The sequence below is a fragment of the Macrococcus equipercicus genome, from assembly GCF_004359525.2.
In the GTDB taxonomy this organism is placed as follows: domain Bacteria; phylum Bacillota; class Bacilli; order Staphylococcales; family Staphylococcaceae; genus Macrococcus; species Macrococcus equipercicus.
The window spans coordinates 125,345-151,183 of sequence record NZ_SCWC02000001.1 but is presented as its reverse complement, the minus strand read 5'-3'; the positions used below and the strand labels follow the sequence as shown (position 1 = coordinate 151,183).

Below are 25,839 nucleotides of genomic sequence, written 5' to 3'. Positions count from 1 at the left end.
ACATAGCTCTCTTACTGAGAGCTATGTTTTTTCGTTTAGCGGTACATATTAATCAGTGTCATAACAGTGTTCTGCAGCTGAATGCCAATTTGTATATCCTGCGTCTGTTCAGTCATCTCAGGATAAATGTTGAAATGATAAATAGTCGCTTTATCGCTTGGCAGCTGCCGCCCCGCCGTCAAATAAAGAAAGATTTTGTCCTGCTTCGAATGCTCCATGATCGCCTGTGAGACGAGCGAGCCTTTTGTCGCATGCTCTGTCCCCCCGCCGAATATGACCATATCCGCTTCTTCGAGCAGTGCTTCAATATCTGTCTCTTTAAAGATCATTTCCTTCGATGTCATCACTTCAGCGGACAGCACGGCGCTGAAGACCGCTCTCAGTCCACCGCCGTCACCTCCGAATGCAGGCTCGGTCAAGTTGATATCGATCTTTTTGAACTGCTCGTTTAAATACCAGATGTTATTATCAATGACCTGCTGTGCTTCAGCATTCAACGTGAAGCTTGCGACATGACTGTTTCTGCCGAACAAATAGTACGACTGGTCACTGACTACAGTAAAGGTGCTCGTGCTCAGCCGGTCGTCCAAAGACGACAGATCGATTTCACGGATCCTTTTAATATCAGCAGCTGACAATGGACCCGTCAGCTGCTGCCCGTTCAGGTCATAGAAACGTGCACCGAGCAGCTCAAGCATGCCGATGCCGCCGTCCATAACGGTCGTATGACCAAGCGCAACTGTAAAAGCATCATAGCCGAGATCAAGTCCGTTTAATATTACCTGCCCGAGACCTGCAGAAGAGGTCTGCTGCAGCTCTGTCACATCATCAAATAATGTCGCACAGTCAATGAACAACCGTTTATCGATTCCTGCTACAGTCGCACGCTTCTGCTGCAGCTGACTGCCGAGCACATTCCAGTGATACCGTTTGCCGCGGTTCCATTGCAGCACGCCGTCAATCATATCTTTTGTCCCGTCAAAGAGCGGCACTTTGATGACTTGACTGCCCGGGGCTGCTTTTTGTATGCCTTCTTCAATATACACATTCGCTTCGTGTGAACTCAGTTTATCTCCGAACCGATCTAGTGCTACTAATATCTTCATAAGTCCCCTCCAAAATAAATAACTAATAGCCTCAGCTATTAGTCACTTGTCTTCCTATCTGTTATTCCTCTGCTGCTGAGAGAGAATGGACTGTTATCTGGCCGTGGCTTGCGTTCCACGCAACCTTCTTGTTGACGAAGTAAAATGCCTGGGGCGATTCGTGCCTGATGCCTGTCTGCTCTGCAATGTAATTGGAAAGCTCACGCGCTTCCTGCACGGTTAAGTAATAACCGTCCATATCCCGTTCATAGAGAAAGTTATTATACTGGTCAAAAGCATTCAAAGAAATGGGGCACGTCGTTGAATGCTTCATCAGAAAGAATTTATCCTGTTCGTCCAGCAGCTTCTCAAATTGCTCTATATTACTAATCTTTAATACCATCGTTTCACCTCATCAAATAGATGGACTATTTGTTTTGATATATCTTTTATTTTATACCCTTAATTAGTTCTCTTTAGTCATGTTATAATAACAAGAAAGGAGGATTTACTATTGAACCGATCACCATTACCTGTTAAACGCTGGGGCGTTCTTGATACTATTAATCTCTGCCTGATGATTTTTGTCTGTCTATTTGTCGTCGACTTCCAACATAATCCGCTGATTTCGTGGCTTGTCATAGCCGCCTTCGGAATATGGGCACTCACTGTGCTCGCGCGGAATATTTATCTGTCAAAATATCATAAGCAATGAGCGGAGAGAAGGGATTATGCCTTCTCTTCAAGTTTTTTCAGCGCTTCATAGTATTTGTCATCGATGGATTTAATCTGCTTTGTATTTTCAAGAATACTTTGAATCGGCATGTGCTGGAGGCTCTTTTCAATACCCATCGCATGTTTACGTTCTTTGTAGTAATTGATCAGACTATAGTCTATTTCCGTCTGCGCTGTGCGCATCTGAATCACATCTGCTGAGCTGATGTTCGTCTTGTTCAGTTTCTCCACATGCGAATGAAGCAGCGGCAGCAATGTCTTAGCAATAAAGTTCTGCTTTTCCTTAGTGCCGGCACTCCCTATTAAATACCCGACTTTAGTCTTAAGCTCAGCGTTGTTGGCATTGATCACATCGGTCAGGGCGTTATAATCTGCCTGTTCTTTCTTGTTCTTCACTGCACGTGCAGCGAACTGCTCGCTCTTTTCCTTGTTTTTCTCAAACACTTTCGTGTAGCCGAGAATTTCTTCATTGGAGACGATTGATTGGTTATAAAGACTGATATATTGGTACATATCGTTGATGAACTGCTTTTTTTTCTTGAAATTATCGACATATATCTCATGAACATCAGCCACTTCTGTCGTTTTGACCTCCACGGCATCCAGCTTCTTCTCGTAGACAGCAAGCTGCGGCATGACTTTGTTGTTGAGCGCCAGCTCTATTGCCTTAAGCTTCTCTTTTTTAGCCTCAGTGACTTCCGAACCAATCAGCTGATCTGCTTTTTCAAGCTTTAACCGGTCAATCGATTTAACGAGCTTCTTTTCTTCTGATTGAACATCGGTCATCTGGGCTTTATAATCATTAATGTCTGACTTAAGTTCATTGCCGCACGCAGCAAGCATCGTTAGACATAAAAGTACAAATAGGCGAATTATTATTTTCATTTATCTTCTCCTTGCTAAACACATTATACATAAAATCATTATCAAGTTAAATACCTATCAAAAAACCGAGGTTCTACTATGCTAAAACAACGCTCTTCTTTAACGTTAAACAATGATGCCGCAGCTTATGCCCTGCGCTACCGTGAGATTGAAAATCTCCTCTTCAATTTACTCGACACACCGGTGACCGCCGTGCATCATATCGGGAGTACAGCACTTCAAGATGCCATGACATCTGCTGTCATTGATGTGCTGGTCATCGTTCCTAATCTGCATGCTATGACAACACTGGATGAGAAGCGTCTGAACAACAGCGGCTTCTACCGGCTCCACCATCCTTATAGAAAGAAATGCGTCTTTACACAGTTCACCGACTTAAAAACGCTCAATGAACAGTGCAGACTTCATGTCATAGAAGCAGACAGCGACAAAGCTGCACGGTATTTAGCAGCTCAGCAGGCGCTGGCTGCTGAGCCGGAGCTCCTCAATGCTTTCAATACTTTTAAATCGGGATTAAATGCCTTGTCAAAACAAGATTATGAGGAAAAGAAATCAATATGGTTCGCCTCTCTTATCGCCAATCAGTAAAAATCTTGCTATAATAGATAGGAATTAGAATGAAAGGGCGTAACCCAGTGACTCTAAATAATTTATATGACTCATTAACTCAAGTTATTCCGGCTGCACTGATTAAAGTGGACGAGCCATTAAAAAAATATACGTATACTAAAACCGGCGGTAATGCAGACTTCTATGTTTCACCTGTTCGTTATGAAGATGTCAGTGCTGTCATGAAACTTGCACAGGACTATGACGTTCCTGTCACTTTCCTGGGAAACGGTTCGAATATCATTATCAGAGATGGTGGTATTCGGGGAATCGTGCTCAGTCTGCTGAATTTAAAGGATATCCAGGTCGAATACAATCAGATTATCGCCGGCAGCGGAGCCGCTATTATCGATGTATCAACAACAGCACGTGACCATCATCTGACCGGGCTTGAATTTGCCTGCGGTATTCCCGGCTCTGTCGGCGGTGCTATATTCATGAATGCCGGTGCTTATGGCGGAGAGATCAAGGACTGCATCGACCACGCTAAAGTCATCGATGAGAACGGAGAAATGTTCACGCTTGATAAGGAGGCACTGGCTCTCGATTACCGGACAAGTGCTATCCAGAAACGCCATCTTGTCGTTCTGGAAGCGACCTTCAACCTGGAACGCGGGGATGTCAATCTGATCCAGGCGAAGATGGCTGAGCTGACGCAGCGCCGGGAAGACAAACAGCCGCTTGAATACCCATCATGCGGCAGTGTGTTCAGAAGACCGCCGGGACATTTCGCCGGCCAGCTCATCCAGGAAGCAGGCCTGCAGGGTCATCGTATCGGCGGCGTCGAAGTCTCAAAGAAACATGCGGGCTTTATCGTCAATGTCGACCACGGGACAGCGACCGACTACGAAAACATGATCAGCCATGTCCGTGATACTGTTCTTGCTCATGCAGGTGTTGAACTGCAGCCTGAAGTGCGGATTATCGGTGAATATATATAATGAAAAAAAGCCCACAAGCGGGCTTTTTTTCATTATATAGCGGTAACCCCGCCATCCACCACAAGTTCTGCGCCAGTCATAAATTGTGACTCATCGCTTGCCAGAAAGACGACTGCAGGTGCGACATCGTCAATTCGACCGATTCTTTTAAGCGGTGTCTTCTCCACGTACCAGTCATGGCGCTGTTCGTTCTCCAGCTGATCTTTAATCATATTTGTCTCAATAAAGCCAGGCAGCACTACATTGACCCGGACATTATACTTCGCGAAATCACCGGCTGCTGATTTAGTCATTGATCGGACTGCCCCTTTAGAGGCACCGTACGGACTCAGGCCGAGGCCGATCATACTTGCAATGGATGACACATTGATGATGCTGCCTGCCTGCTGCTCTTTCATGACAAGAATTACTGTTCTCATACCAAGATAAGTCCCCCATACATTCGTGTCCATCACACGATGGAATTCATCGATGGTCGTGTGATGATAGGACTCCACATTGCCGATGATCCCTGCATTATTGATCAGCACATCAATGCGGCCGAAGCGCTCCTTTACTTCCGTGACAATACGCTGCCAGTCAATTTCTTTGGAAATATCATGAATCATCGTCATATGGTCTTTATCTGACACGTCACGCAGTTCCGTCTCCAGTGTTTCCAGCGCCTGCACATTAACATCGGTCGCAATCACAATAGCCCCTTCTTCTGCACATAACAGCGCTTCTCTTCTGCCTTGTCCCCCTGCCGCTCCAGTAATCAGCACAACTTTTTCAGTTAAACGCATCCAACCATCCTCTCTTTTTCTTTATTGTATCGTGTATTAATGTACAAAAAAAGAGGAATGCCTCCTCTTATTTGCTGACGACGATATCTGCGTCAGGCATTGTATGCTGATTTTTAGCAGTCACATGACTGATAACCCTATATTTTCCTGGTTCCTTGAACGTGTAGTCAAGCGTATAAACACCGTCTTCTCCGTGTTCTACTTTTTCTTTGACAGATGACTTCGCATTGTTATCTTTAATAATCTCAAACATCACTTCATCTGCTTTATCGACGCTCTCTTTGCCGTAGGTGACTTTCGCTTTCAAGCTGATTTTATCACCTGCTGAGGCGCTCTTCGGTACAGCCAGTGCAACTTTAAGCGGCTCCAGTTTATCATTTGTCGCTGTCGAACCGTGTCCTGCATGACCTTGTTCATTGCTGCACGCAGTTAAAAATAATAAGGCGCCTGCTGTTAATAGAAATTTTTTCATAAGTCATCTCCTTTGAACATTATCTTCTTCTATTATGAAAATAACTGAGCTCATATACAATGACCAAATGATGACAATTTCTATTGAACCAGTAAAAAAAGCCCTGACTGATAGTCAGGGCCATGAATACGATAGGACTTTACTACGCTTGCGCCACTTTCTCGTCATCGAAGATAAAGTCTTCATCTTTCAATGCTTCAACATTCAAGGCGATGACGTAGCCATCTCCTTTGACGCTGAAGAAGTCATGGTTTTTCGTACTCGTATTCAGCGCGTTCTCAATGATCGGATTGAAGCCGCGTTCTTCGAAGTACGGCTCAAAGCCGAGATTTGCCAGTGCTTTGTTGGCATTGTAAGCGACATAGTTCATCACATCATCAGTCAGCCCGATATTGTCATACAGCTTCTTCGTATAGCGCTCTTCATTTTCAAACAATGCAATCAGCAACTGATACATTTCCCGGTCCGCTTTCGTTTTCTCATCATCAGACAGCTCGTTACGCAGACTCTGTGCATCAAGACCTGTAAAGACCCCGTGAATGCTTTCATCAAGCAGAATTTTACGGATGATTTCACCTGATGTGGTCATGCGGCCCTGTCCTGCCAGATAAAGCGGATAGTAAAAGCCTGAGTAGAACAAGAATGATTCGAGGAACACACTTGCGACGCGTGCCATATACTGGTCATAGATCGATGCTTCCGGCTGCCATAATCTATGATAGCGCGCTAAAATAATATCGGATTTGAGTTTCAGTTCCGGCTGCTCCACGACCCAGACATCGAGCAGTTCATTTGTTTCCTGTGATGACAGCAGCGTCGTAAAAATATGTGAATAGCTTTTGGCATGAATCTGCTCCATCATCGCCATGAACGAGTAAACGGCCTTTTTGCGGAGGTCTTTTGTATGCAGCATGATGAGCGGCATGCCGTCATCTGCCTGATGTGTGTCGAGACCGGTCAGTCCAGACAGCACTTTCTTGAATGTATCCTGTTCATCAGGCGTTAATTCTTTCCAGCTCGCAATGTCTTTTGACACTTTGAATTCTGATTCCACCCACATTTGTGAAATGTTCTGACGCCAGAACATATTAGTCATGTCTTCCTGCGTGTTCCAGTTGACTGCTTTCATAGTAACCCTCTTTTCTTTAACTTATACCGCACAGCTCGTACATTCTTCTACACTTAACAGCTTGTTCCTTGTATAGTAAAGTGATTTCAATCCTTTATGATGCGCATACACATAAAGCCTTGATAATTCTCTCGTTGAAATCTCTGAATTGACGAACAGAATTGTTGAGATCCCTTGATCGACATGTTCCTGAATCGTCGCGATCAAATCAATCAGCTTCATCTGATTTGTCGTGAACGCTGATTTATAGAACCACATCGTTTCAGGCGATAAAAACGGCATCGGATAGAATGTTTCAGCGTTGCCGTATGTTCGTCGCTCAATCTGGTCAACTATCGGCATCACTGAACTTGTCGCATTCTGCACATAGGAAATACTCTGTGTCGGTGCGATGGCAAGGCGGTACGCATGGAACAGTCCATGCTGTTTCACCTGGTCACGCAGTTCAGCCCAGTCCGCTTCAGTCGGCACTTTAATACCATCGAATAATGCACTCACTTTCTCGAACTTCGGTGCATAGCTGTTTGACACATATTTATCAAAGTATGTCCCTGACGCATAGTCAGACTTTTCAAAGTCAGCGTAACATTCGCCGCGTTCTTTAGCGATCTCCATCGAACGTTCAATCGAATAGAAGTTCATCATCATGAAGAATGTATTGGCGAAATCTTTTGCTTCTTCTGATTCATAGGCAATCTTGTTTTTAGCGAGGAAGCCGTGGAGGTTCATCACACCGAGTCCTACAGAATGAAGTTCGCGATTCGCTTTAGCGACACCCGGCGCATTTTTGATATCTGCTTCGTCGCTCACCGTCGTCAGTGCATCCATTCCGATATGAACAGATTCTTTCACTTTTTTGGATTCCATCACATTGACAATATTCAACGACCCTAAGTTACATGAAATATCACGCTTAATGTCGTCTTCTGTACCGTAATCGTTGATGACCGATGTCTCCTGCAGCTGGAAAATCTCTGTGCAGAGGTTACTCATCTTGATCTGACCGATATTGCTGTTCGCATGCACTTTGTTGGCATTGTCTTTGAACATTAAATAAGGATAGCCTGACTGCAGCTGCGTCTGTGCAATAGTATTCAGCATTTCACGCGCGTCTTTTGATTTTTTGATAATATTCGGATTTTCGACGAGCTGGTCATACATTTCATCCAGATTGATGTCATCCAGTGTCTGACCGTATTCCTGCTCGACTGTATGCGGTGCAAACATAAAGAAGTCTTTACCATCACGTGCCAGCTCAAAGAATTTTGATGGCACAATCAGGCCGGTAGAAATCGTAGAAAGACGCAGGTCTTCATCGGCATTCACTTTTTTAGTATCAAGGAATTCAAGGACGTCATAGTGGAAGATATTCAAGTACACGGCACCAGCACCGGGACGCTGACCGAGCTGATCGGCATAACCGAACCCGCCTTCCAGTGCTTTAGCGACCGGCAGCACACCTTTTGCGACACCTTTAATGCCTTTAATCGCTTCCCCGCGGGCACGCAGCTTCGATAAGTTGATCGCGACGCCGCCACCAATCTTAGACAGCTGCTTTGCTGTGGAATCGATGTAGTTGATGGAGTTCAGACTGTCGTCCACTTCCAGCAGGAAACAAGAGACAAGTTCACCGCGGCGGGCACGGCCAGCATTCAGAAACGTCGGTGTCGCCGGCTGATAACGCTGCTCAACCATCGCATTGACCAGTTCCATCGCCTGTGCTTTATCACCTTTCGCTAAATACAGGCTGACGATGATCACATGCTGCTTGTAATCCTCCAAGTACTGCTTTTTATCATTAGTCTTCATCGCATAATCTTTGAAGAACTTACTTGCTGACATATAACTTGCAAAAGTAAAAGGCAGCGTTTCAGTGTAGTTGATAATATCCAGCAAGTCTTCTTCAGTGTACTGTTCGAACAAATTGTAGTAGAAGTTGTTATCTACAAGATAATGCAGGCGTTCCAGCGGAGAATCAAAATGAATCGTCTTATCGTTCACTTCTTCGAGGTAGACAAGCAGAGCCTCCTGATCTTTAGCAAGATCAAAGAATCCATCTTCACGGCGTTTTGTCACCTGGTTGTTCAGTTCAATATGATTGTACTTTTTTTCGTCTAGAATCTTCATCTAAATCCGCCACCTTTTTCTTGAATAGTATAGAATCCCCTTCATTGCCATGCAGCTCGAACTTCATGAGCAGCGGTACGTTGTACTGCGCTGCTATCGTATCACCGGCCCGGGCAAAGTTTTGGCCGAAATTTTTGTTGCCGCTTGCAGCAACGCCCCTCAAATACGAATGATGCTTCATTAAAAAATCAGCAACCGGCTGCGGTACTTCTCCGAAACCAAATGTTCCTGTCACTAAAATATAAGGTTCACAGACATCGCCGACGTCAGTCAGAGGGACTGCATCGACGCCTGCTCTATTGAGAAACCTTGTAATATTTCCTGTTAATGAGTAACAAATAATCTTCATAGTCATCACTCCGATATGTATCACACACTTTTGCGGCTAATACAATGAATAACACTATATATAGTGTTAGCTATCAAATACAACCACAATATATACGAAGTATTATAGCACGTTTGTTCCCCGTTTCAATCTATCATAACCTAAATTTTATAAATTATTAGGCTTGACTTTCTATAATTTTCGTCAATCCATTGCCCCATGTGACTTTGCAAATTTCATTAAATTTTTGTGACTTCAGAAAATATATTTATTCTGAGAGTTTCTCGTTTCAATCTAATATTTCTAGTTTAGCCGAAAGTTTTTGTGATAGAATAAGAGGTAAATTTTCTGAAACTGTAAGTATAAGGAGAAAACTATGAATAATCAACAGAAGGGCATCATGTGGCTGCTGATCGCCTCGCTCGGTTTCAGTCTGATGGGAGCATTTGTCAAACTGTCCGGTGAGCTGCCGGTCATGCAGAAGTCGCTATTCCGCAACTTAGTCGGCATGATTATTCCGCTGTATTTTGTCATCAAGCATCATGAACGTCTGTTTGGCAGCCTGAACAATCAGCCGCTGCTTATGGCGAGAAGTATATTCGGGCTTGTCGGCGTGCTCCTGAACTACTATACGATTGACCGCATGTTACTTAGTGATGCGGATATGCTGAATAAACTGAGTCCTTTCTTTACCATTATATTATGCGCTGTATTTCTGAAGGAACGCATTCAGAAGTATCAGGCGGCGGCTATCATTGTCGCGTTTGCCGGGACACTGTTCATCATTAAACCGACTTTTTCCAGCGATATTTCAGTTTCTTTCATCGGAATACTCGGGGCGCTGTTTGCCGGCCTTGCTTATACGACGCTTAGAGTGCTCGGTCCTAAAGAGAAATTTTATACGACAGTCTTTTATTTTTCATTTTTTTCAACTATCGTACTAGTGCCGTTTGTCATCACTCATTATGAACCGATGACGATGACACAGCTTGTTTATTTGCTGCTGTCAGGTATCTTTGCGACTATGGGGCAGTTCGGCATTACAATCGCCTATCAGTTTGCACCGGCGAAAGATATTTCCATCTTTTTCTATGCAACCGTATTGTTCAGTGCTCTTATTGGATTTCTTATGTTCCACCAGCATCCGGATATCTTCAGCTATATCGGTTATATCATTATTTTCAGTGCGAGTTACTACATGTTTCAGAAAACAAAAACTAAAGGAGACTTATCATGACAGGAAGAACAAACGACCAACTAAAAGATATTACATTGCTCGGCAATCAGAATAACGTCTATGAATACAGTTACGATCCGGATGTCCTAGAATCATTTGATAATAAACATCAAGGACGTGACTACTTTGTTAAATTCAACTGCCCGGAATTCACCAGTCTCTGCCCGATTACCGGCCAGCCTGACTTTGCGACGATTTACATCAGCTACATCCCAAACGTTAAGATGGTCGAATCTAAATCATTGAAGCTTTATTTATTCAGCTTCAGAAACCACGGTGACTTCCATGAGGACTGCATGAATATCATCATGAATGATCTGATTAAGTTAATGGACCCCCACTATATCGAAGTATGGGGTAAATTCACACCGCGCGGCGGAATTTCCATCGACCCTTATACGAACTACGGCAGGCCTGACACGAAATACGAGGAGATGGCTTCCTACCGACTGATGAATCACGACCTCTATCCGGAAACGATTACAAACCGGTAATATTACTCTTAAACGAAGTTGTCTAAAAAATCTAAAAAGAGTAGAATAGTTACGTTGTTACTTATTTAATTGAAAAGAGGTATTATCATGTCAGCTCGTCACACGCGTGAGGAAGTCGTCAACAGTATGCCGAGAACCGGCTTCTTCGGACATCCAAGAGGACTTATCACTTTAATGCTTACAGAATTCTGGGAGCGCTTCAGCTATTACGGCATGAAAGCCATTCTCGTCTTCTATCTTTATTACAGCGTCGCTAAAGGCGGTTTCGGAATTGAGGAAGGTTTTGCGCTTCAAATCGTTTCAATTTACGGTGCATTAATTTATATGAGCGGTATTATCGGCGGCTGGATTGCTGACCGGTTACTTGGTACAAGACATTCAATCACTATCGGTGCCGTGCTGATTATGATCGGTCATATTCTGCTGTCACTGCCGAATAACTTTACACTGATGCTCGTCGCCCTGTTATTCATTATATTGGGGACCGGGTTGCTGAAACCTAATATTTCATCAACAGTCGGAGAGCTCTATCATAAGAATGACAGTCGTGTTGATGCAGCCTTCACTTTATTCGTTATGTCTATTAACCTCGGTGCTTTTCTGGCGCCGCTTGTCGTCGGTTCATTGCAGGCGAATGTTGGCTTCCATGCCGGATTCTCGGCAGCAGCAATCGGTATGTTCTTCAGTCTGATCGCTTTCGTCATTATGTCAAAACGTTCACTTGGTCTTGCAGGACTTGATATTCCTAACCCGATTACACCAGCTGAACGCAAGAAGACCATCACTTACCTGCTGGCCGTTGCTTCAGTGGTTGCACTTTACTTTATTTACCTTGCTGCACATCATAAACTCGATCTTCGGCATTTCGCTGATTTAATCACTTTCCTAGGAATTGTCTTACCGGCGATTTACTTTGGGATGATGCTGATATCCCGTAAAACATCCCGCACTGAAAAATCACGGGTGACTGCTTATATCCCATTATTCCTGGCATCTGTTGTCTTCTGGATGATTGAGGAGCAGGGCTCAACCGTTCTTGCGAATTTCTCTGACAAGAAGACGCAGCTTGATCTGAACGTCCTGACGCATGGTGCCATCGATTTTCATATTCCAGCTGCATGGTTCCAGTCACTCAATCCATTGTTCATTGTTACATTGGCACCCTTATTCTCGATTCTCTGGACTAAACTCGGTAAACGCAATCCATCAACAGTCGTTAAGTTTGCGATTGCACTCATTCTTGCCGGTTTAAGCTTTATGATTATGATTATGCCGCTTCAAAGTGGTGTTCAGCTGATTAATCCATTATGGCTTGTTCTCAGCTTCCTGCTCGTCACACTTGCGGAGCTCTGCTTATCACCGACTGGTCTGTCAACAACGACTAAACTTGCGCCTGAAGCATTTACAGCGCAGATGATGAGTGTCTGGTTTTTGTCCAATACAATGGCTCAAGGATTAAATGCTCAGCTGGTGAATGTCTATACATCTGTTAGTCCTGTCCGTTACTTCGGAATATTCGGAGGCATCGCTATCGGACTAGGAATAATATTATTCTTCGTATCACCATTCATCAAAAAATTGATGCATGGCATTCATTAACCACTACAAGGAGCAGAATATTATATATTCTGTTCTTTTAATTTTCATAACATTCTAACTTTTAAAGGAGAGATTTATTTTGGCTTATACAAGAAAAGAGATGGTGGACAGCGTACCGCATGCCGGTTTCTTCGGCCATCCGAAAGGGCTTGGCATACTGTTCTTCGTTGAGTTCTGGGAACGCTTCAGTTATTACGGGATGCGTGCTATCCTCGTTTACTATATGTATGATAAAGTGATCAACGGCGGCCTTGGGATGGACCAGACGACCGCTGCCAGTGTCGCATCGATGTACGGCGCACTGATCTTTATGACTGGTATTATCGGCGGCTGGCTGGCTGACCGTGTCATCGGCTCAAGAAAGTCACTGCTCATCGGCGCACTGCTCATTATGGGCGGCCATATCGCGATGAGTCTGCCGTTCGGTGTACCGGCATTTTTAGCGTCCATGCTGCTGATCATCGTCGGGTCCGGACTGATGAAACCGAATATTTCGAATGTCGTCGGCGGTCTCTATGACAAGAATGACAGCAGAATGGATGCAGGCTTCGTCATCTTCTATATGTCTGTCAATATGGGTGCGTTGTTGTCACCATTCATCGTCGGCGCACTGCAGAAGAACTATAATTATCATCTCGGCTTTCTTGCAGCGGCTATCGGTATGGCACTTGCGCTCATCATCTATCTGATATTCAACAGACGTTCCCTCGGTTTAGTCGGTCTGGAACCGACGCATCCACTGTCCGCTGCTGAGAAAAGCAGATATTCAAAAATGATTATCGGTGCTGTGATAGCTGTTGCAGTCGTACTGATCGCCGCTCAATTGACAGGCGTGCTGTCATTCCGCACCTTCTCAGTCGTTGTGACTGTGCTTGGAGTCATCCTTCCTGTGCTGTACTTCACAACTATGTTCCGTAGTCAAGATGTCACTGCTACTGAACGCTCAAGACTGCTCGCTTACATTCCGCTGTTTATCGCGGGTGTCATGTTCTGGTCTATTCAGGAACAAGGCGCAAACGTGCTGAGCATATTTGCCAACGAACGCACACAGCTTGACATGAACAAAGTGTTCGGATTCAACTATATTGTTCCGGCTGCCTGGTTCCAGTCCATCAACCCGTTCTTCATCGTGCTGCTTGCCCCTGTCATTTCAGCACTCTGGGCAAAACTTGGTAAATATAATCCATCAACACCACTGAAGTTTGCAATCGGTCTGTTGTTTGCCGGTGCTTCGTTCCTGATTATGGTGATTCCGACGATGAGCGGCGGCCATTCACTGTATCATCCAATGTGGCTTGTCACATCATTTTTGCTGTGTGTCATCGGTGAACTCTGCTTGTCTCCTACCGGTTCTTCGGTTTCCGTCAAACTGGCACCTGAGGCCTTCAGTTCACAGATGCTTAGTCTCTGGTTCTTGACGAATGCCACTGCTCAGGCTATCAATGCCCAGCTGGTCAATCTTGTGGCACCGCTCGGTTACGCTAATTACTTCGCGTTCATCGGTGGTCTCGCCATCATCTTATTTGTGCTGATGATGTTATTGAACCGCTGGATTTCGCGCCATATGGAAGGGATCCATTAATTTTTCAGCACGTGCTCCGGCGCGTGTTTTTTATTTGGAAAAAGGGTACAGTATAATAAAAACGAGGTGTCACTATGGCAAGCTTTACAAACGGAATTTTATTCTATCATGACAGTGCAGGACAAGGAGAAGTGACCGAGACTATCGGAGAAGTCACGAAAAATCTTGTAAAGATGTGTCAGTCGCTCACTATATATAAAAGCGAGGAGAAAGGCGATATTATCGATTACTGCCATAAGATCAAAGAAGAACAGCTGCCGTTTGATGTGATTTACTTACTGGGTGGTGACGGCACGGTGCACGAACTGATCAACGGGGTGATTGCAGCAGAGCTTAACCTGCCGATCGGCATTCTGCCGGGCGGTACGTTTAATGACTTCACGAAAACTTTGAATCTGCCGCCTGAGCCCGTTGCCGCCTCACAGGCATTGCTTGAAGCTTCAGTCAAACATATCGATGTGATGAAAGTGAATGACAGATACGTTCTTAATTTTGTCGGTCTCGGCCTTATTGTCGAAAACTCTGAAGGCGTTGCAGAAGATGCCAAGAGCAGAATCGGTAAATTCAGCTACTTGATGTCGACACTGAAAAATGTCACCAATCCGACTTTCTTCGACTACAAAGTGACGGTTGACGGTAAACTCATTACAGGCAGCAGTTCCATGATTATTACAGCCAACGGCCAGTTTGTAGGCGGCAACCGTATACCGCTGACGGAGCTTGCGGCGGATGACGGTATTCTTAATGTGTTCATCTTCAAAGAGTCCGGTATCAAGCTGTTCACAGAGCTGCTGTCCGAAAAAAGTACGGACAACTGGAATGAGCTCAGTAACAACATCGAACATTATTCCGGCTGCCAGATTACGATAGAGACCGCAGAGACGATGGCTGTCGATGTCGATGGTGAAATTGATATTGAGACACCGCTGCAGATTGACATGCTCACTAAGCGCCTGCGGATGTTTACAGGGAACAAAACTTTTTAACAGTAAACATGCTGCATATAAAATACCGGCCGCAGCGCTGCGGCCGGTATTTTATTTGTCATTAAGAAAATAAGCTTCTACTTCCTGCCAGCTGTGCACACGGTCAAAGCCCTCTTCATGGATGTTGTGAGCGGCATTGTACATAATGCCTTTACCTTTGAATGCCCGGAGCTGCTTAGGATTGTCATCAATTAAGTAATCTGTGCCGACAATGCCTTTATTCCCGCAGAAAATAAAGTGCTGCGGATCAAGAAACGGAAAATGTTCCAGCAGCCATTCATACTTGGCATCGAAAGACGTCGGAACATCCATCGCTGCTGTCGCGATATAAACGTCATAATGCTCTGTCAGACGTTTGACGACGCGGACAGCATCCGGGAACACTTCCAGATCTCTGAAAAATTCACGGTCAAGCAGTAGCTGGGACAGCGTGTCTACATGCTGCGGGTGCATATCTCTCAGCTTAATACCCTGCAGCTGCTCAAGCGTCACTGTTTCACCTGACTCCTCATTGAATTTGAAGATGACTTTCTTCAATGTATCTGCCAGCACTTCATCCATATCTATCGCAATTGTTTCTCTCGTCATAGTGTTCATCCCTTCATTTTTTTATGCAAAGTAATCTTCCAGCGCTTTAATGACAACCGTATTCTGCGCTGCCGTGCCGATTGTAATCCTCACTCCAGCCGGCGTCGGCCGTGCAATAATACTTGCATCAAGTAAATAGTCGTTCAGCTGCTTGATGTCTTCTGTCTCCACAAGTACAAAGTTGGTCTGAGACGGCAGCAGATATTTGCTGACCTCAGAAGCAAAATAACGCTGTCTTTCCACTGCATTCCGCTGCTGAACTGTTGTCAAGTACGACTGATCCTGCAGTGCAGCGTCCGCCGCTGCAAGTGACAGCGACGTCACATTGAACGGCAGTTTGACATGATGCCATAGATACGTCCAGTCATCAGAAGAAACGGCGTAGCCGACACGTAATGCGGCAAGTCCGTAAGCTTTCGAGAATGTTCTTAAGATGATCAGATTTGGATAAGCTGCACGCAGTGCGAAGCTGTCCGGGTAATCAGTTGCCGTCACATATTCTGCGTAAGCTTCGTCCAGCACGACTGGAATATCCCCTGCTTGATCAAGAAATGCAGTCAGTTCTTCTTCTGAGAAATAGTTGCCGGTCGGATTATTCGGATTGCACAGCCAGATCAGCGCGGTGTCAGCAGAAATTTTAGCGCTGAGCGCCGTCAAATTAAATTTGCCATCTGTCAGTGGCGCGGTCACAATCGTACAGTCTTCAATGACTGCATGATGCTGATACTGGACAAACGTCTGGTCACTTGTCAGTATGACGTCACCTGGTCTTAAAATAGCACGGGACAGCATCATAATCACTTCATCGAGTCCTGCACCGAGCAGTATCGACGCTTCAGCAACATCATAATGGGCAGCGATCGTCTGTTTAAGCGCTCTGCCGCTGCTATCCGGATATTCATGCAGATTTTTCAGGGCTTGCTGCAGTGCTCGCTGCACTGCAGGTGACGGTCCGTAAACATTCTCATTGGATGAGAGTTTCATCATCTCGCCGTTAATACCAAGTTCTGTCTGAAGTTCCTCAGCTGTTTTGCCAGGCTGGTAGACATTCAGTTGCTTAATCTGTGGTTTCATACGAGCCCTCCTATTTTATCAGCTGATGCTGTTTCAAATATTGCCGTGCGACATCTTCTGCTTTCTTGCCGCCGTAAGCGACATCATAGTTCATCTGCTGCATCTCTTCGTCAGTAATTTTACCGGCCAGTGTATTAAGTGCTGTCTTCACTTCAGGATGGTCTTTGATCGTTTGATTCATAAATAGCGGTGCCCCTTGATAAGGCGGGAAGAGCTGTTGATCGTCCTGCAGGACAACCATGCCGTATTTGCGGAGCTCAGCATCTGTTGAGTAAGCATCGATGACATCAATACTGCCGTTTTGTACGGCCTGATAGCGAATTTTAGGTTCCATCGTCTTGACGTTCTTCAATTGAATGCCGTATTTTTTCTGGATGCCTTTATAGCCATCTTCCCGGTCGTTGAATTCAAGTGTAAATCCGGCCTTAATGTCATTTTTCACTTTAGCCAGGTCAGATATTGTCTTTAAGCCGTGCTGCTCGGCGTACTCTTTTTTCACGGCCAGCGCATAAGTATTGTTGTATTTCATCGGTGCTAACAGCGCCATGCCGTATTTTTTATCAATGGATGTTTTCGCCTGTTTGAATACTTTCTGTTCAGTTGTTCCCGTCGGCTGTTCTTTCGTCAGTTCACCGAGGACCGTGCCGGTGAATTCCAGGTAACCGTCAATGTCTCCTGACTTCAGCGCGTTGAATAAAAATGACGTCTTACCGAGACCCGGCTTCACATCGACTTTAAGAGCCGTTTTGTCTTCGATGACAAACTTATACATATTCGTGATGATCTCTGGTTCTGTGCCAAGTTTGCCGGCGATCTCCAGTTTGTCACTGCCGCGGTTGAACAGCGGCAGCACTGCTACAACGACGCACAGAGCTGCAAGAACTGCCAAAATGATGCCGATGTTCTTGTAGGATAGCCGCTGCATAACACGCAGTATGCTGTCAAAGAACACAGCAAGTATTGCAGCCGGAATGGCGCCAAGCAGTATTAACGATGTATTATTGCGGTCGATCCCCAGCAGAATCAAGTCACCGAGACCTCCTGCACCAATGAATGCGGCAAGTGTCGCTGTACCGATAATCAGCACCATCGCTGTCCGTATTCCCGCCATAATGACAGGCATCGCAAGCGGCAGTTCGACTTTTGTCAGCCGGCGGAACGGGTTCATCCCGATGCCGCTCGCCGCTTCTTTCAGTGATGGATCCACTTCTTTAATGCCCGTGTATGTATTGCGCAGAATCGGCAGCAGTGCATAGATGACAAGGGCAATGATTGCTGGGATCCGGCCGATACCAAACAGCGGAATCATCAGCCCGAGCAGAGCGAGTGACGGAATAGTCTGGAGTACTGCTGCAATATTGATGATCGGTTCTGCGATCTTCTGTCTTCTCGTCAGCAGAATACCGAGCGGCACCGCAATCAGCATGGCGATCAGCAGAGCGATGAATGACAGCTGAATATGCTCGAATAAAGCAGTAAGCAGTTCACCTTTACGTTCTGTCAGTGTGTTCATTAAATCGTTCATGAAGGTTGTCCTCCTTTACTTAACTGCGTGAACACTGTGCTTCTTGTGATGGCACCTATGTACTTGTCCCCGCTCTCTATATTGATCCGCTCATGCGTCTGCAGCAGGTCGTATATCTCTTCCATTCTCGTGTCAGCAGGCATGACCTGAAACTGCGGGTCAAACGGCAGAGGTGTGGCAAAGTTTTCAGCGTAGTATATTCTGCCTGCCATATTGCCGATAAATGATTTCACGAAATCGTTTTTCGGATTTTTCATAAACTCTTCAGGCGTACCGATCTGTTCGATACGGCCTTCATTCATCAGGCAGATGCGGTCACCCAGTTTAAATGCTTCAGCAATGTCATGCGTGACAAAGATAATTGTCTTTTTGATTTCTGACTGCAACTTAAGCAGATCATCCTGCAGCTTCTCACGGCTGATTGGATCGAGGGCACTGAACGGCTCATCCATCAAAATGACCGGCGGGTCAGCCGCGAGGGCGCGCACGACACCGACACGCTGCTGCTGGCCGCCGGACAGTTCGGCCGGATAACGATGCCGATACTGTTCAGCAGGTAGACCCGTCATATTCAGCAGCCGGTCGACCTGGCTGTCAATGTCAGCCTGCGACCATCTCTTCATCAATGGGACTTGGGCGATATTATCGCGGATGGTCATATGCGGAAACAGAGCAATCTGCTGCAGCACGTAGCCGATATCCCAGCGCATCTCATCAAGTTTATAGCTGCTGATTGGTCTGTCCTTGAAATAAATATAGCCGGTTGACAACGGGATAAGACGATTGATCATTTTGAGAGTCGTCGTCTTGCCGCAGCCTGAAGGACCAATCAGGACGAAAAACTCTCCTTCTTTAATATTCATGGAGACATGATCCACTGCATGCTTATCTCCATATATTTTTGACACATTATCGAACTTTATCATGACGTCACCCCGCAAGTTAGTTGTTACAATCTATTGTAAGCCTATCGCCGCTATCTTGCCACTGACAGATAGTCATTGATACAATCAATGAACTGCGGACAATAATGCTTCAGCTTATAGCTGCCTACCCCCTCAATATGAATCATCTCCTGCTTCGTTGTCGGCATCTTCTTGGCGAATAACGTCAGCGTGTGATCGGAGAAGATGGTAAACGGCGGCACATTCAGCTCTGAAGCCAGCTGCTTTCTCACTTTTTTCAGCTGACTGAAGAGCTGCTCGTTGACTTCAGTCACTGTTTTAATCGTCACTTTTTCTTTGTAATTAATCGGTTCATAGTGAGTCATCACTTTTGTCTGCCCCATGATGACTTCTTTCGCTGACGGATGACAGATCATTCTGCCGTTCACTTCATGAATATAACCATTGAACAGCAGCGTATCAATAAATCTTGAGATGTCCTTTGTTTCATAGTCTTTCAGCAGACCGAAAGTACTGAGCTGATGGTAATGATAATCTTTGATTTCATGATTATCTTCCCCTCTCAGCACTTTGATGAGCAGCAGACGGTTCACCGGCTCTTTCATACGGATCAGGCAGCTTAAAATCTTCAGCGCCTCAGTCGTCATGTTATAAGAGCCTTGACGCAGACAGTTGCCGCACTTGCCGCATGGTTGTAAATGCTCATCCGGGTTAAAGTAATTGATGATTGTTCCTTGCAGGCACTGTGTTGTCTTCGTATAGTGCACCATCTTCTCAAGCTTCTCTTTCTTCTTCTCCTGAATCGCTTCATCGCTCGTGCTGATGAAGAACTGCTGCAGTCTAATATCCTGGTCACTGAACAGCAGAATACATTCACTGTCCAGGCCGTCCCGTCCGGCGCGGCCCGCCTCCTGATAATAGGATTCCAGGTCCTGCGGCATGTTGTAATGAATGACGTAACGGACATTGGATTTATCAATCCCCATGCCGAATGCATTCGTCGCAATCATAACCGGGCAGTCATCGTTGACGAACTTCGCCTGGTTTTCCTCACGCTCGGCCTTTGGCAGACCGGCGTGATAAAGAGTGTGATCAATATTCAGATGATTAAACTGCTCACTGAGCGCCTCGACCTGTTTTCTTGTTCCGGCATAGATGATGCCTGAGTCATGCCGGTGACTGCTGACGTACTCCCGCACCATCTTCTCTTTCTGATAAGTCGGGTCAACTTTAAATGCCAGGTTATCACGTCCTGTGCTTGTTTCGATGACGTGGTCATCTGCTATGTTTAACAGTGACTGTATATCTTTTTTGACGTCGACTGTCGCCGTAGCGGTCACCGCAAGAAACGGACAGCTGAACCGGCCGATAAAATTGATGACCTGCCGGTAGCTCGGTCTGAAATCATGACCCCATTTGGAGATGCAGTGTGCTTCATCAAAAGCGATCAGCTTAATATCAAGCTGATTCAGCATCTGCCTGAAAGTCAGCTGATTGAATCGTTCCGGCGCCACATAAAGAAACTGATAGCGGTTATAGGCAAGACCTGTCATGATTTCCCGTTCTTCGGCTGCTTTTAAGTTGCTGTTCAAATAAGCGGCACTGATCCCTGAGGCGTTCAATGTATCGACCTGATCTTTCATTAATGAAATCAGCGGGCTGATGACAAGCGTAAGGCCCCCTTTAATAATGCCCGGCACTTGATAACAGATGGATTTCCCTCCACCTGTCGGCAAAATCCCGAGTGCTGACTCATTGTCCAGCACAAATGATATTAACTCCCGCTGACCTGTACGAAATGTCTCATAACCAAAATAGCGCTGTAATATGTCTTCCACTAATGTTCTACTCCATCCGTTCTGCTAAGTCGCTCCATTCGATGAATGATTCGTCATAGCGTAAAGTTAAAGCTTCTCGTTCAGCAGTCAGTTCATTCAACCGCTCATAATTTATTGTTTCACCGGCAATCTCAGCATCAACAGACTCGAGTTGCAGTTCGAGTGACTCAATTTCCAAGCCCAGCTGTTCAAACCGGCGTTTTTCCTTATACGATATGCGGCTCTGCTGTCTTGGCTTTACAGTCGCCGGCTGCACTTTAACAGCGGAAGCCTTGTCCTTCTTCACTGTTAAATAATCGTCAAATTCTCCGAGTAATGTCTCTACTTCGCTGTCATGCAAATACCAGTATTTATTCACGACTTTATCCAGGAAATAGCGGTCATGGCTGACAGTGATCACGGCACCGCTGAATTCAGACAAATAGTGCTCAAGAATAGTCAGTGTCTCTGTATCGAGATCATTCGTCGGCTCATCCAGCAGCAGCACATTCGGTCCTTCAATCAGTATGCTGAGTAAGTACAGGCGCTTCTTCTCTCCGCCTGACAGCCGGTGAATCAATGTCCCGTGGGTGCTTGACGGAAACAGAAACCGTTCGAGCAGCTGCGTGACAGAAATCTTCGTGCCGTCAGACTGCGTGGCTTCCTCTGCTTTTTCCCGCAGAAAGTCAATGACTCGCATCTGTTCATTCATACGGGCATTGCTCTGCTTGTAATAGCCGACTTTAACCGTCTGTCCGACTTTCAAGTGACCAGTGAAGTTTTCAAGCTCCATCGCGAGTATGTTCAACAGCGTTGACTTGCCTGTCCCGTTCTCGCCGACAATACCAATCCGGTCAGTCGTCTGAACGATAGTGCTGAAGCTGTCAAACAATGTCCGGCCGTTGAATGCCATGCCGATATTCTCCAGTTCAAATACTTGTTTACCGAGCCGCTGGTGGCTCAAATCGACAGCCATCTCATCTTTAGAAATATGTCCTGCTACTTTGTCTTCGATGGACTTGAAGCGTTCAATACGGGCCTGCTGTTTTGTCGAGCGGGCTTTCGCGCCTTTACGCATCCAGGCGAGCTCCTGCTTATAGAGCTGCTTTTCTTTATGCTGCACGCGTTCAAGCGTCGCCTCTTCTTCAGCCTTGCCGGCAATATAGGCATCATAGTTTCCAGGATACTGATACGTCCGCCCGTTTCTCAGTTCAATGATGTGGTCAGCTGTCTCATTCAAGAAATAACGGTCATGGGTGACGACAAGCACCGATTTTTTATAGCTCTTAATAAACTGAATGAGCCAGGCGATGGATTCAAAATCCAGATGGTTGGTCGGTTCATCAAGCAGCAGCAGATCCGGTTTCTCAAGCAGGGTCCGGGCAAGTGCCACCCGCTTCTGCTGGCCGCCGCTCATCGTCTTCAGCGGTGATGTATGATCCATAATTCCGAGCTTCGTCAGAATCGTCCGGGCTTCTGCCTGATAGCTGAAGCCATCTACAGCATCCAGCTGCTGCTGCAGCTTGTTGAAGCGATGCATCACCGCTTCAGAAGTATCATGGGCCATCAGCTGGATGACTGCTTCATACTCATTGAGCAGACGTACGACCGGGCTGTCCTGATCCATTACATTGGCCAGTGCATTGTCCTCGTCACTTAGCACAGGGTCCTGGGCAGCGTAGCTGATCTTATAATGATTAGGATGCGTCACCTCGCCGTCATGCGGCTCAATTTCTGCGATACATTTAAGCAGTGCACTTTTGCCGGTGCCGTTGATGCCGACTAATGCTACTTTTTCACCTTCAGCGATACTCAGACCGACATCGTGAAAAATCGTTTTGTCACCATACTGCTTCATTAATTTCTCAATTTTATATGCTTCCAAAGTTAGGCCTCATCTCGTCTAATGTGTTATGATTTATAAATGAAAATCTCAATATAATATTATACACTTTTTTTAATAAGGAGGTACGTATGTACGACTGGTTTAGTCAATTATCACCTGTTATCCAGGCACTGATTGCCGGAATTTTCACCTGGAGTTTAACGGCTGCTGGTGCTGCTGCTGTGTTCTTCGTGCGCGGCGTCAATAACAAGCTGCTGAACACGATGCAGGGTTTTGCAGCGGGCGTCATGATTGCAGCCTCATTCTGGTCACTGCTCGCCCCGGCACTCGAATTCAGTGAAAAGGCGGGGAATATCCCGTGGATACCGGCAGCTGTCGGCTTTCTGCTCGGCGGGATGTTTATCCGCGGCCTTGATTTCATTATTCCCCATATGCATAGAGAAGGCTCAGAAGGACACAGGCAGGAAGGCGTCAAAAGTAACTTAAAGCAGTCAACACTGTTACTGCTCGCAATCACATTACATAATATTCCGGAAGGACTGGCACTCGGTGTTGCGTTCGGTTCCATTATCCATCATGACCATACTGCGCTGCTTGCAGCAATCGGTCTTGCGATCGGTATCGGTATTCAGAACATTCCGGAAGGGACAGCGCTCAGCCTGCCGCTCTATGCAGACGGCAAGTCGAAGGGCAAGGCATTCCAGCTCGGACAGGCTTCAGCACTTGTAGAACCGCTGTTCGCCGTCATCGGCGCTGCTGCTGTCTTACTTATTACACCGTTACTGCCTTATGCTTTAGCATTTGCAGCGGGTGCGATGATTTTTGTCGTCGTAGAAGAACTGATTCCAGAGTCACAATCCGGTAATAATACAGACCTTGCGACACTCGGCTTAATGCTCGGCTTCACTATCATGATGATACTGGACGTATCGCTCGGTTAACCAAAAATCCCCTGAACAAAAGTTCAGGGGATTTTTCTTTAATGATTATTCTTTACTTACCGTACCATTAACATAGTTGTATTTCATCGGATTGATTTTCTTGAATTCCGGATTTTTATAGAATCTCATCAAATCACCATTTAACAGACTATCTGATACTTCAAGTTCAGTTTCTACTTGGTTTTTGATTTTCTCTGCATTTTTCTTATCTTGTTCATCTGTTAGCGGCTCGTTCGTTTGATTGTTGTAATATACTCCATTGATTGATTTATATTGAGGAGTGATATAATCACCATTTCTGAAGACAACGGTCTGATTATGTTTTTTAGAGAATAAATCAGTACCGAAAACGATGTAAGGTTTCGCATCGATTCCTGTTAAGTGAAGGAGCGTCGGCATTACATCTACTTGACTTGCGTAAGTTGGATCAACATGTCCTTTAATACCAGGGACTTTCAGGAATAAACCTGTACGCTGCAGATCCATGAATTTCGTCGGTGTAATGTCCTGACCAAGCAGTTTAGCCATCGCTTTATTATGGTTTTCTGAGATACCATAATGGTCACCGTAGATCATGATGACTGAGTTGTCATACAGTCCTTCTTTTTTAAGCTCTGTAATGAACTGTTTTATTGATTCATCAAGATAACGGGCTGTTTGGATGTATCCGTCGACTGTCGGGTTCCCTGTATTCGGTGAAGCGATAGTCGCGTCTTTCTTGCTTACTGTAAACGGATAATGGTTGGTCAATGTCAACAGATGCGTGTAAAACGGCTGTTTCTCTGCTTTCAAGTAAGGTATAGATTCCTTGAAGAATTCTTTGTCTTTCAAGCCTAAGTTCTCAAGGTTGTCAGGACTCATATCATAATACGATGCATCGTAGAACTTATCGATACCGAAATGTTTATAAATCTGGTCTCTGTTCCAGAATGTTTTGTAGTCGCCGTGCATGACTGATGTGTAATAGCCTTCCTGCTGATTCAATATCGCAGGCAGTGACTGATACGTGTTATCACCTTTCAGTGAGAACGCAGAACCTTGCGGCAGCCCGTAAATACTATTATCCATCGTCAGTTCAGCATCAGAAGTTTTCCCTTGGCCTGTTGAATGGAAAAAATTGCTGTAATAGATGAAGTCCCCATTGCCTTTTGTCAGCTGATTCAGGAATGGTGTCACTTCTTCTCCATTAACTTTCAGTCCGAGCAGGAAAGTCTGGAAGCTTTCCAGATGGATTTTAATGATGTTCTTCTTCTTGGCGATGCCGAAATACTGTTGATTCGGTTCAGCATATTTTGTTTTTGTGTACGATCTTACTTTAGCAAGATCATCTTCACTTGCCATTGCTTTTTGCTGGTTATTTTTAATCGTCTTGACACCGTCGTACACCGTAAAGTTGTACGGTCCTAAATATTTGACTAAATATTTGTGGTCAAATGTCCGGGTCAATAATTCCGGGCGGTCTGATTCAGCAAACGCCAGGTTAAGGAAGAACAGTGCGACTGCTATTCCCATTAATACCGGTACGAATTTACGCTTGAATGCTTTTGTATTGAGCCACTGTTTTCTAAACAGCAGAACGAACAGATAAATGATCGTGTCGATAAAGTAGACGAAGTCATACCATTGGAATGAACTCCATACAGCTCCTGACATAGAATCGACATTACTTACTTGATTCAAAGTGCTGAATGTCAAGAAATCAGAGAAGAATCTGAAGTAAACGACATTGGAATAAAGCAGTAATGTCAGAAAGAATCCTGCTGTAAAGACCAGCCAGAATGCTTTACGACCTTTAAAGAATAAAAACACACTCAAAATAAGTGCGACAAGACTATAAGGATTCATCAGTAATATTAAATTTTGTACTATGCCTTTTACGCCGAGTGACAAATCGATATAGTATGCGAAATACGTTTTTATTGAAATGGTCAGTAATGTCAGCAGGAAGAAGACAAAAATACTTATTTTACGTTCCTTCATAAGTTTTCCTCCATTAAATAAAATTGGTTGAAATAATTGATTGAGATGACTAGTGTCCCAGAGATCATTAATAAAATTTACTTTAAATTATCATGCTTAATAAATATCAGCCGGAATTTGCGTTACAACATATAAATTTAAACCTTTTTTGGCCAAATATCAATTATAA

General features: G+C 45.1%; 24 protein-coding genes. 9 read left to right on the top strand and 15 right to left on the bottom strand.

Going from position 1 to position 25,839, the window contains the following annotated elements; translation table 11 throughout:
* Window positions 1-35 precede the first annotated feature (35 nt).
* Window positions 36-1,106, bottom strand: a complete 1,071-nt coding sequence (locus ERX35_RS00750) for a glycerate kinase (protein WP_149457995.1) — start codon at window positions 1,104-1,106, stop codon at window positions 36-38.
* Window positions 1,107-1,167: 61 nt separating this feature from the next.
* The gene (ytxJ, locus tag ERX35_RS00745) at window positions 1,168-1,488 is read right to left on the bottom strand and encodes a bacillithiol system redox-active protein YtxJ (protein ID WP_149457994.1); all 321 of its coding nucleotides are present in this window, start codon (window positions 1,486-1,488) and stop codon (window positions 1,168-1,170) included.
* Between the two features lie 111 nt (window positions 1,489-1,599).
* Between ytxJ and ERX35_RS00740 the strand changes: the two genes are divergently transcribed.
* Entirely contained in the window at window positions 1,600-1,800 is a 201-nt protein-coding gene (locus ERX35_RS00740) for a hypothetical protein (RefSeq protein ID WP_149457993.1), read from the top strand.
* Window positions 1,801-1,814: 14 nt separating this feature from the next.
* Here the strand turns inward: ERX35_RS00740 and ERX35_RS00735 are convergent, their stop codons facing one another.
* Window positions 1,815-2,705 carry an EMYY motif lipoprotein gene (locus ERX35_RS00735; protein WP_149457992.1) on the bottom strand — a complete coding sequence of 297 codons (891 nt, stop codon included), beginning with the start codon at window positions 2,703-2,705 and terminating at the stop codon, window positions 1,815-1,817.
* 78 nt (window positions 2,706-2,783) lie between these two features.
* Here ERX35_RS00735 and ERX35_RS00730 point away from each other — a divergent pair, with 78 nt between their 5' ends.
* Both ERX35_RS00730 and murB read left to right on the top strand, forming a co-directional pair.
* Window positions 2,784-3,293 carry a GrpB family protein gene (locus ERX35_RS00730; RefSeq protein WP_149457991.1) on the top strand — a complete coding sequence of 170 codons (510 nt, stop codon included), beginning with the start codon at window positions 2,784-2,786 and terminating at the stop codon, window positions 3,291-3,293.
* Window positions 3,294-3,322: 29 nt separating this feature from the next.
* Window positions 3,323-4,255: a UDP-N-acetylmuramate dehydrogenase gene (gene murB / locus ERX35_RS00725; RefSeq protein ID WP_149457990.1), complete on the top strand. Its 933-nt coding sequence runs from the start codon at window positions 3,323-3,325 to the stop codon at window positions 4,253-4,255.
* 32 nt (window positions 4,256-4,287) lie between these two features.
* Here murB and ERX35_RS00720 read toward each other — a convergent pair whose 3' ends face one another.
* The 5 genes from ERX35_RS00720 to nrdI form a co-directional block, all read right to left on the bottom strand.
* On the bottom strand, window positions 4,288-5,040 hold the full coding sequence (locus tag ERX35_RS00720) for an SDR family NAD(P)-dependent oxidoreductase (protein WP_149457989.1): 753 nt from the start codon (window positions 5,038-5,040) through the stop codon (window positions 4,288-4,290).
* Between the two features lie 67 nt (window positions 5,041-5,107).
* Window positions 5,108-5,512, bottom strand: a complete 405-nt coding sequence (locus ERX35_RS00715; protein ID WP_149457988.1) for a FixH family protein — start codon at window positions 5,510-5,512, stop codon at window positions 5,108-5,110.
* Window positions 5,513-5,654: 142 nt separating this feature from the next.
* A complete protein-coding gene (gene nrdF, locus ERX35_RS00710; RefSeq protein WP_149457987.1) occupies window positions 5,655-6,641 on the bottom strand; it encodes a class 1b ribonucleoside-diphosphate reductase subunit beta in 987 nt (328 codons plus the stop codon).
* Window positions 6,642-6,662: 21 nt separating this feature from the next.
* A complete protein-coding gene (gene nrdE / locus ERX35_RS00705) occupies window positions 6,663-8,768 on the bottom strand; it encodes a class 1b ribonucleoside-diphosphate reductase subunit alpha (protein ID WP_149457986.1) in 2,106 nt (701 codons plus the stop codon).
* The gene (gene nrdI / locus ERX35_RS00700) at window positions 8,731-9,117 is read right to left on the bottom strand and encodes a class Ib ribonucleoside-diphosphate reductase assembly flavoprotein NrdI (protein ID WP_149457985.1); all 387 of its coding nucleotides are present in this window, start codon (window positions 9,115-9,117) and stop codon (window positions 8,731-8,733) included. The genes nrdE and nrdI overlap by 38 nt, the downstream gene beginning before the upstream one ends.
* Window positions 9,118-9,472: 355 nt before the next feature.
* Between nrdI and ERX35_RS00695 the strand changes: the two genes are divergently transcribed.
* From ERX35_RS00695 to ERX35_RS00675, 5 genes are all read left to right on the top strand, one after another.
* Window positions 9,473-10,333 carry a DMT family transporter gene (locus tag ERX35_RS00695; RefSeq protein ID WP_149457984.1) on the top strand — a complete coding sequence of 287 codons (861 nt, stop codon included), beginning with the start codon at window positions 9,473-9,475 and terminating at the stop codon, window positions 10,331-10,333.
* Window positions 10,330-10,827: a preQ(1) synthase gene (gene queF, locus ERX35_RS00690; RefSeq protein ID WP_149457983.1), complete on the top strand. Its 498-nt coding sequence runs from the start codon at window positions 10,330-10,332 to the stop codon at window positions 10,825-10,827. The genes ERX35_RS00695 and queF overlap by 4 nt, the downstream gene beginning before the upstream one ends.
* A gap of 87 nt (window positions 10,828-10,914) precedes the next feature.
* Window positions 10,915-12,426 carry a peptide MFS transporter gene (locus tag ERX35_RS00685; RefSeq protein ID WP_149457982.1) on the top strand — a complete coding sequence of 504 codons (1,512 nt, stop codon included), beginning with the start codon at window positions 10,915-10,917 and terminating at the stop codon, window positions 12,424-12,426.
* A gap of 100 nt (window positions 12,427-12,526) precedes the next feature.
* Complete coding sequence (locus tag ERX35_RS00680) at window positions 12,527-14,008, top strand: peptide MFS transporter (protein ID WP_149458334.1); 1,482 nt, start codon at window positions 12,527-12,529, stop codon at window positions 14,006-14,008.
* Between the two features lie 74 nt (window positions 14,009-14,082).
* Window positions 14,083-14,994, top strand: coding sequence for a diacylglycerol/lipid kinase family protein (locus ERX35_RS00675; protein WP_149457981.1), 912 nt, complete (start codon window positions 14,083-14,085; stop codon window positions 14,992-14,994).
* A 51-nt stretch (window positions 14,995-15,045) separates the two neighbouring features.
* On the opposite strand, the gene ERX35_RS00670 is transcribed toward ERX35_RS00675, so the two are convergent.
* Genes ERX35_RS00670 through ERX35_RS00645 form a run of 6 tightly spaced genes read right to left on the bottom strand, consistent with a single transcriptional unit; the run spans window position 15,046 to window position 22,788 of the window.
* A complete protein-coding gene (locus ERX35_RS00670; protein WP_149457980.1) occupies window positions 15,046-15,582 on the bottom strand; it encodes a 5' nucleotidase, NT5C type in 537 nt (178 codons plus the stop codon).
* Window positions 15,583-15,603: 21 nt separating this feature from the next.
* Window positions 15,604-16,656 carry a histidinol-phosphate transaminase gene (gene hisC, locus ERX35_RS00665; RefSeq protein WP_149457979.1) on the bottom strand — a complete coding sequence of 351 codons (1,053 nt, stop codon included), beginning with the start codon at window positions 16,654-16,656 and terminating at the stop codon, window positions 15,604-15,606.
* Between the two features lie 10 nt (window positions 16,657-16,666).
* Window positions 16,667-18,181 carry an ABC transporter permease/substrate-binding protein gene (locus ERX35_RS00660; RefSeq protein ID WP_149457978.1) on the bottom strand — a complete coding sequence of 505 codons (1,515 nt, stop codon included), beginning with the start codon at window positions 18,179-18,181 and terminating at the stop codon, window positions 16,667-16,669.
* Window positions 18,178-19,107 (bottom strand): ABC transporter ATP-binding protein, encoded by a 930-nt coding sequence (locus ERX35_RS00655; RefSeq protein WP_149457977.1) that lies wholly within the window; start codon window positions 19,105-19,107, stop codon window positions 18,178-18,180. Before ERX35_RS00655 ends, ERX35_RS00660 begins: the two co-directional genes overlap by 4 nt.
* A gap of 50 nt (window positions 19,108-19,157) precedes the next feature.
* A complete protein-coding gene (recQ, locus tag ERX35_RS00650) occupies window positions 19,158-20,924 on the bottom strand; it encodes a DNA helicase RecQ (protein WP_149457976.1) in 1,767 nt (588 codons plus the stop codon).
* 7 nt (window positions 20,925-20,931) lie between these two features.
* Window positions 20,932-22,788, bottom strand: a complete 1,857-nt coding sequence (locus tag ERX35_RS00645) for an ABC-F family ATP-binding cassette domain-containing protein (RefSeq protein ID WP_149457975.1) — start codon at window positions 22,786-22,788, stop codon at window positions 20,932-20,934.
* An 89-nt stretch (window positions 22,789-22,877) separates the two neighbouring features.
* Between ERX35_RS00645 and ERX35_RS00640 the strand changes: the two genes are divergently transcribed.
* Window positions 22,878-23,690 carry a ZIP family metal transporter gene (locus ERX35_RS00640; RefSeq protein ID WP_149457974.1) on the top strand — a complete coding sequence of 271 codons (813 nt, stop codon included), beginning with the start codon at window positions 22,878-22,880 and terminating at the stop codon, window positions 23,688-23,690.
* Between the two features lie 45 nt (window positions 23,691-23,735).
* Here ERX35_RS00640 and ltaS read toward each other — a convergent pair whose 3' ends face one another.
* Window positions 23,736-25,670, bottom strand: coding sequence for a polyglycerol-phosphate lipoteichoic acid synthase LtaS (ltaS, locus tag ERX35_RS00635; protein ID WP_149457973.1), 1,935 nt, complete (start codon window positions 25,668-25,670; stop codon window positions 23,736-23,738).
* Window positions 25,671-25,839: the final 169 nt, after the last annotated feature.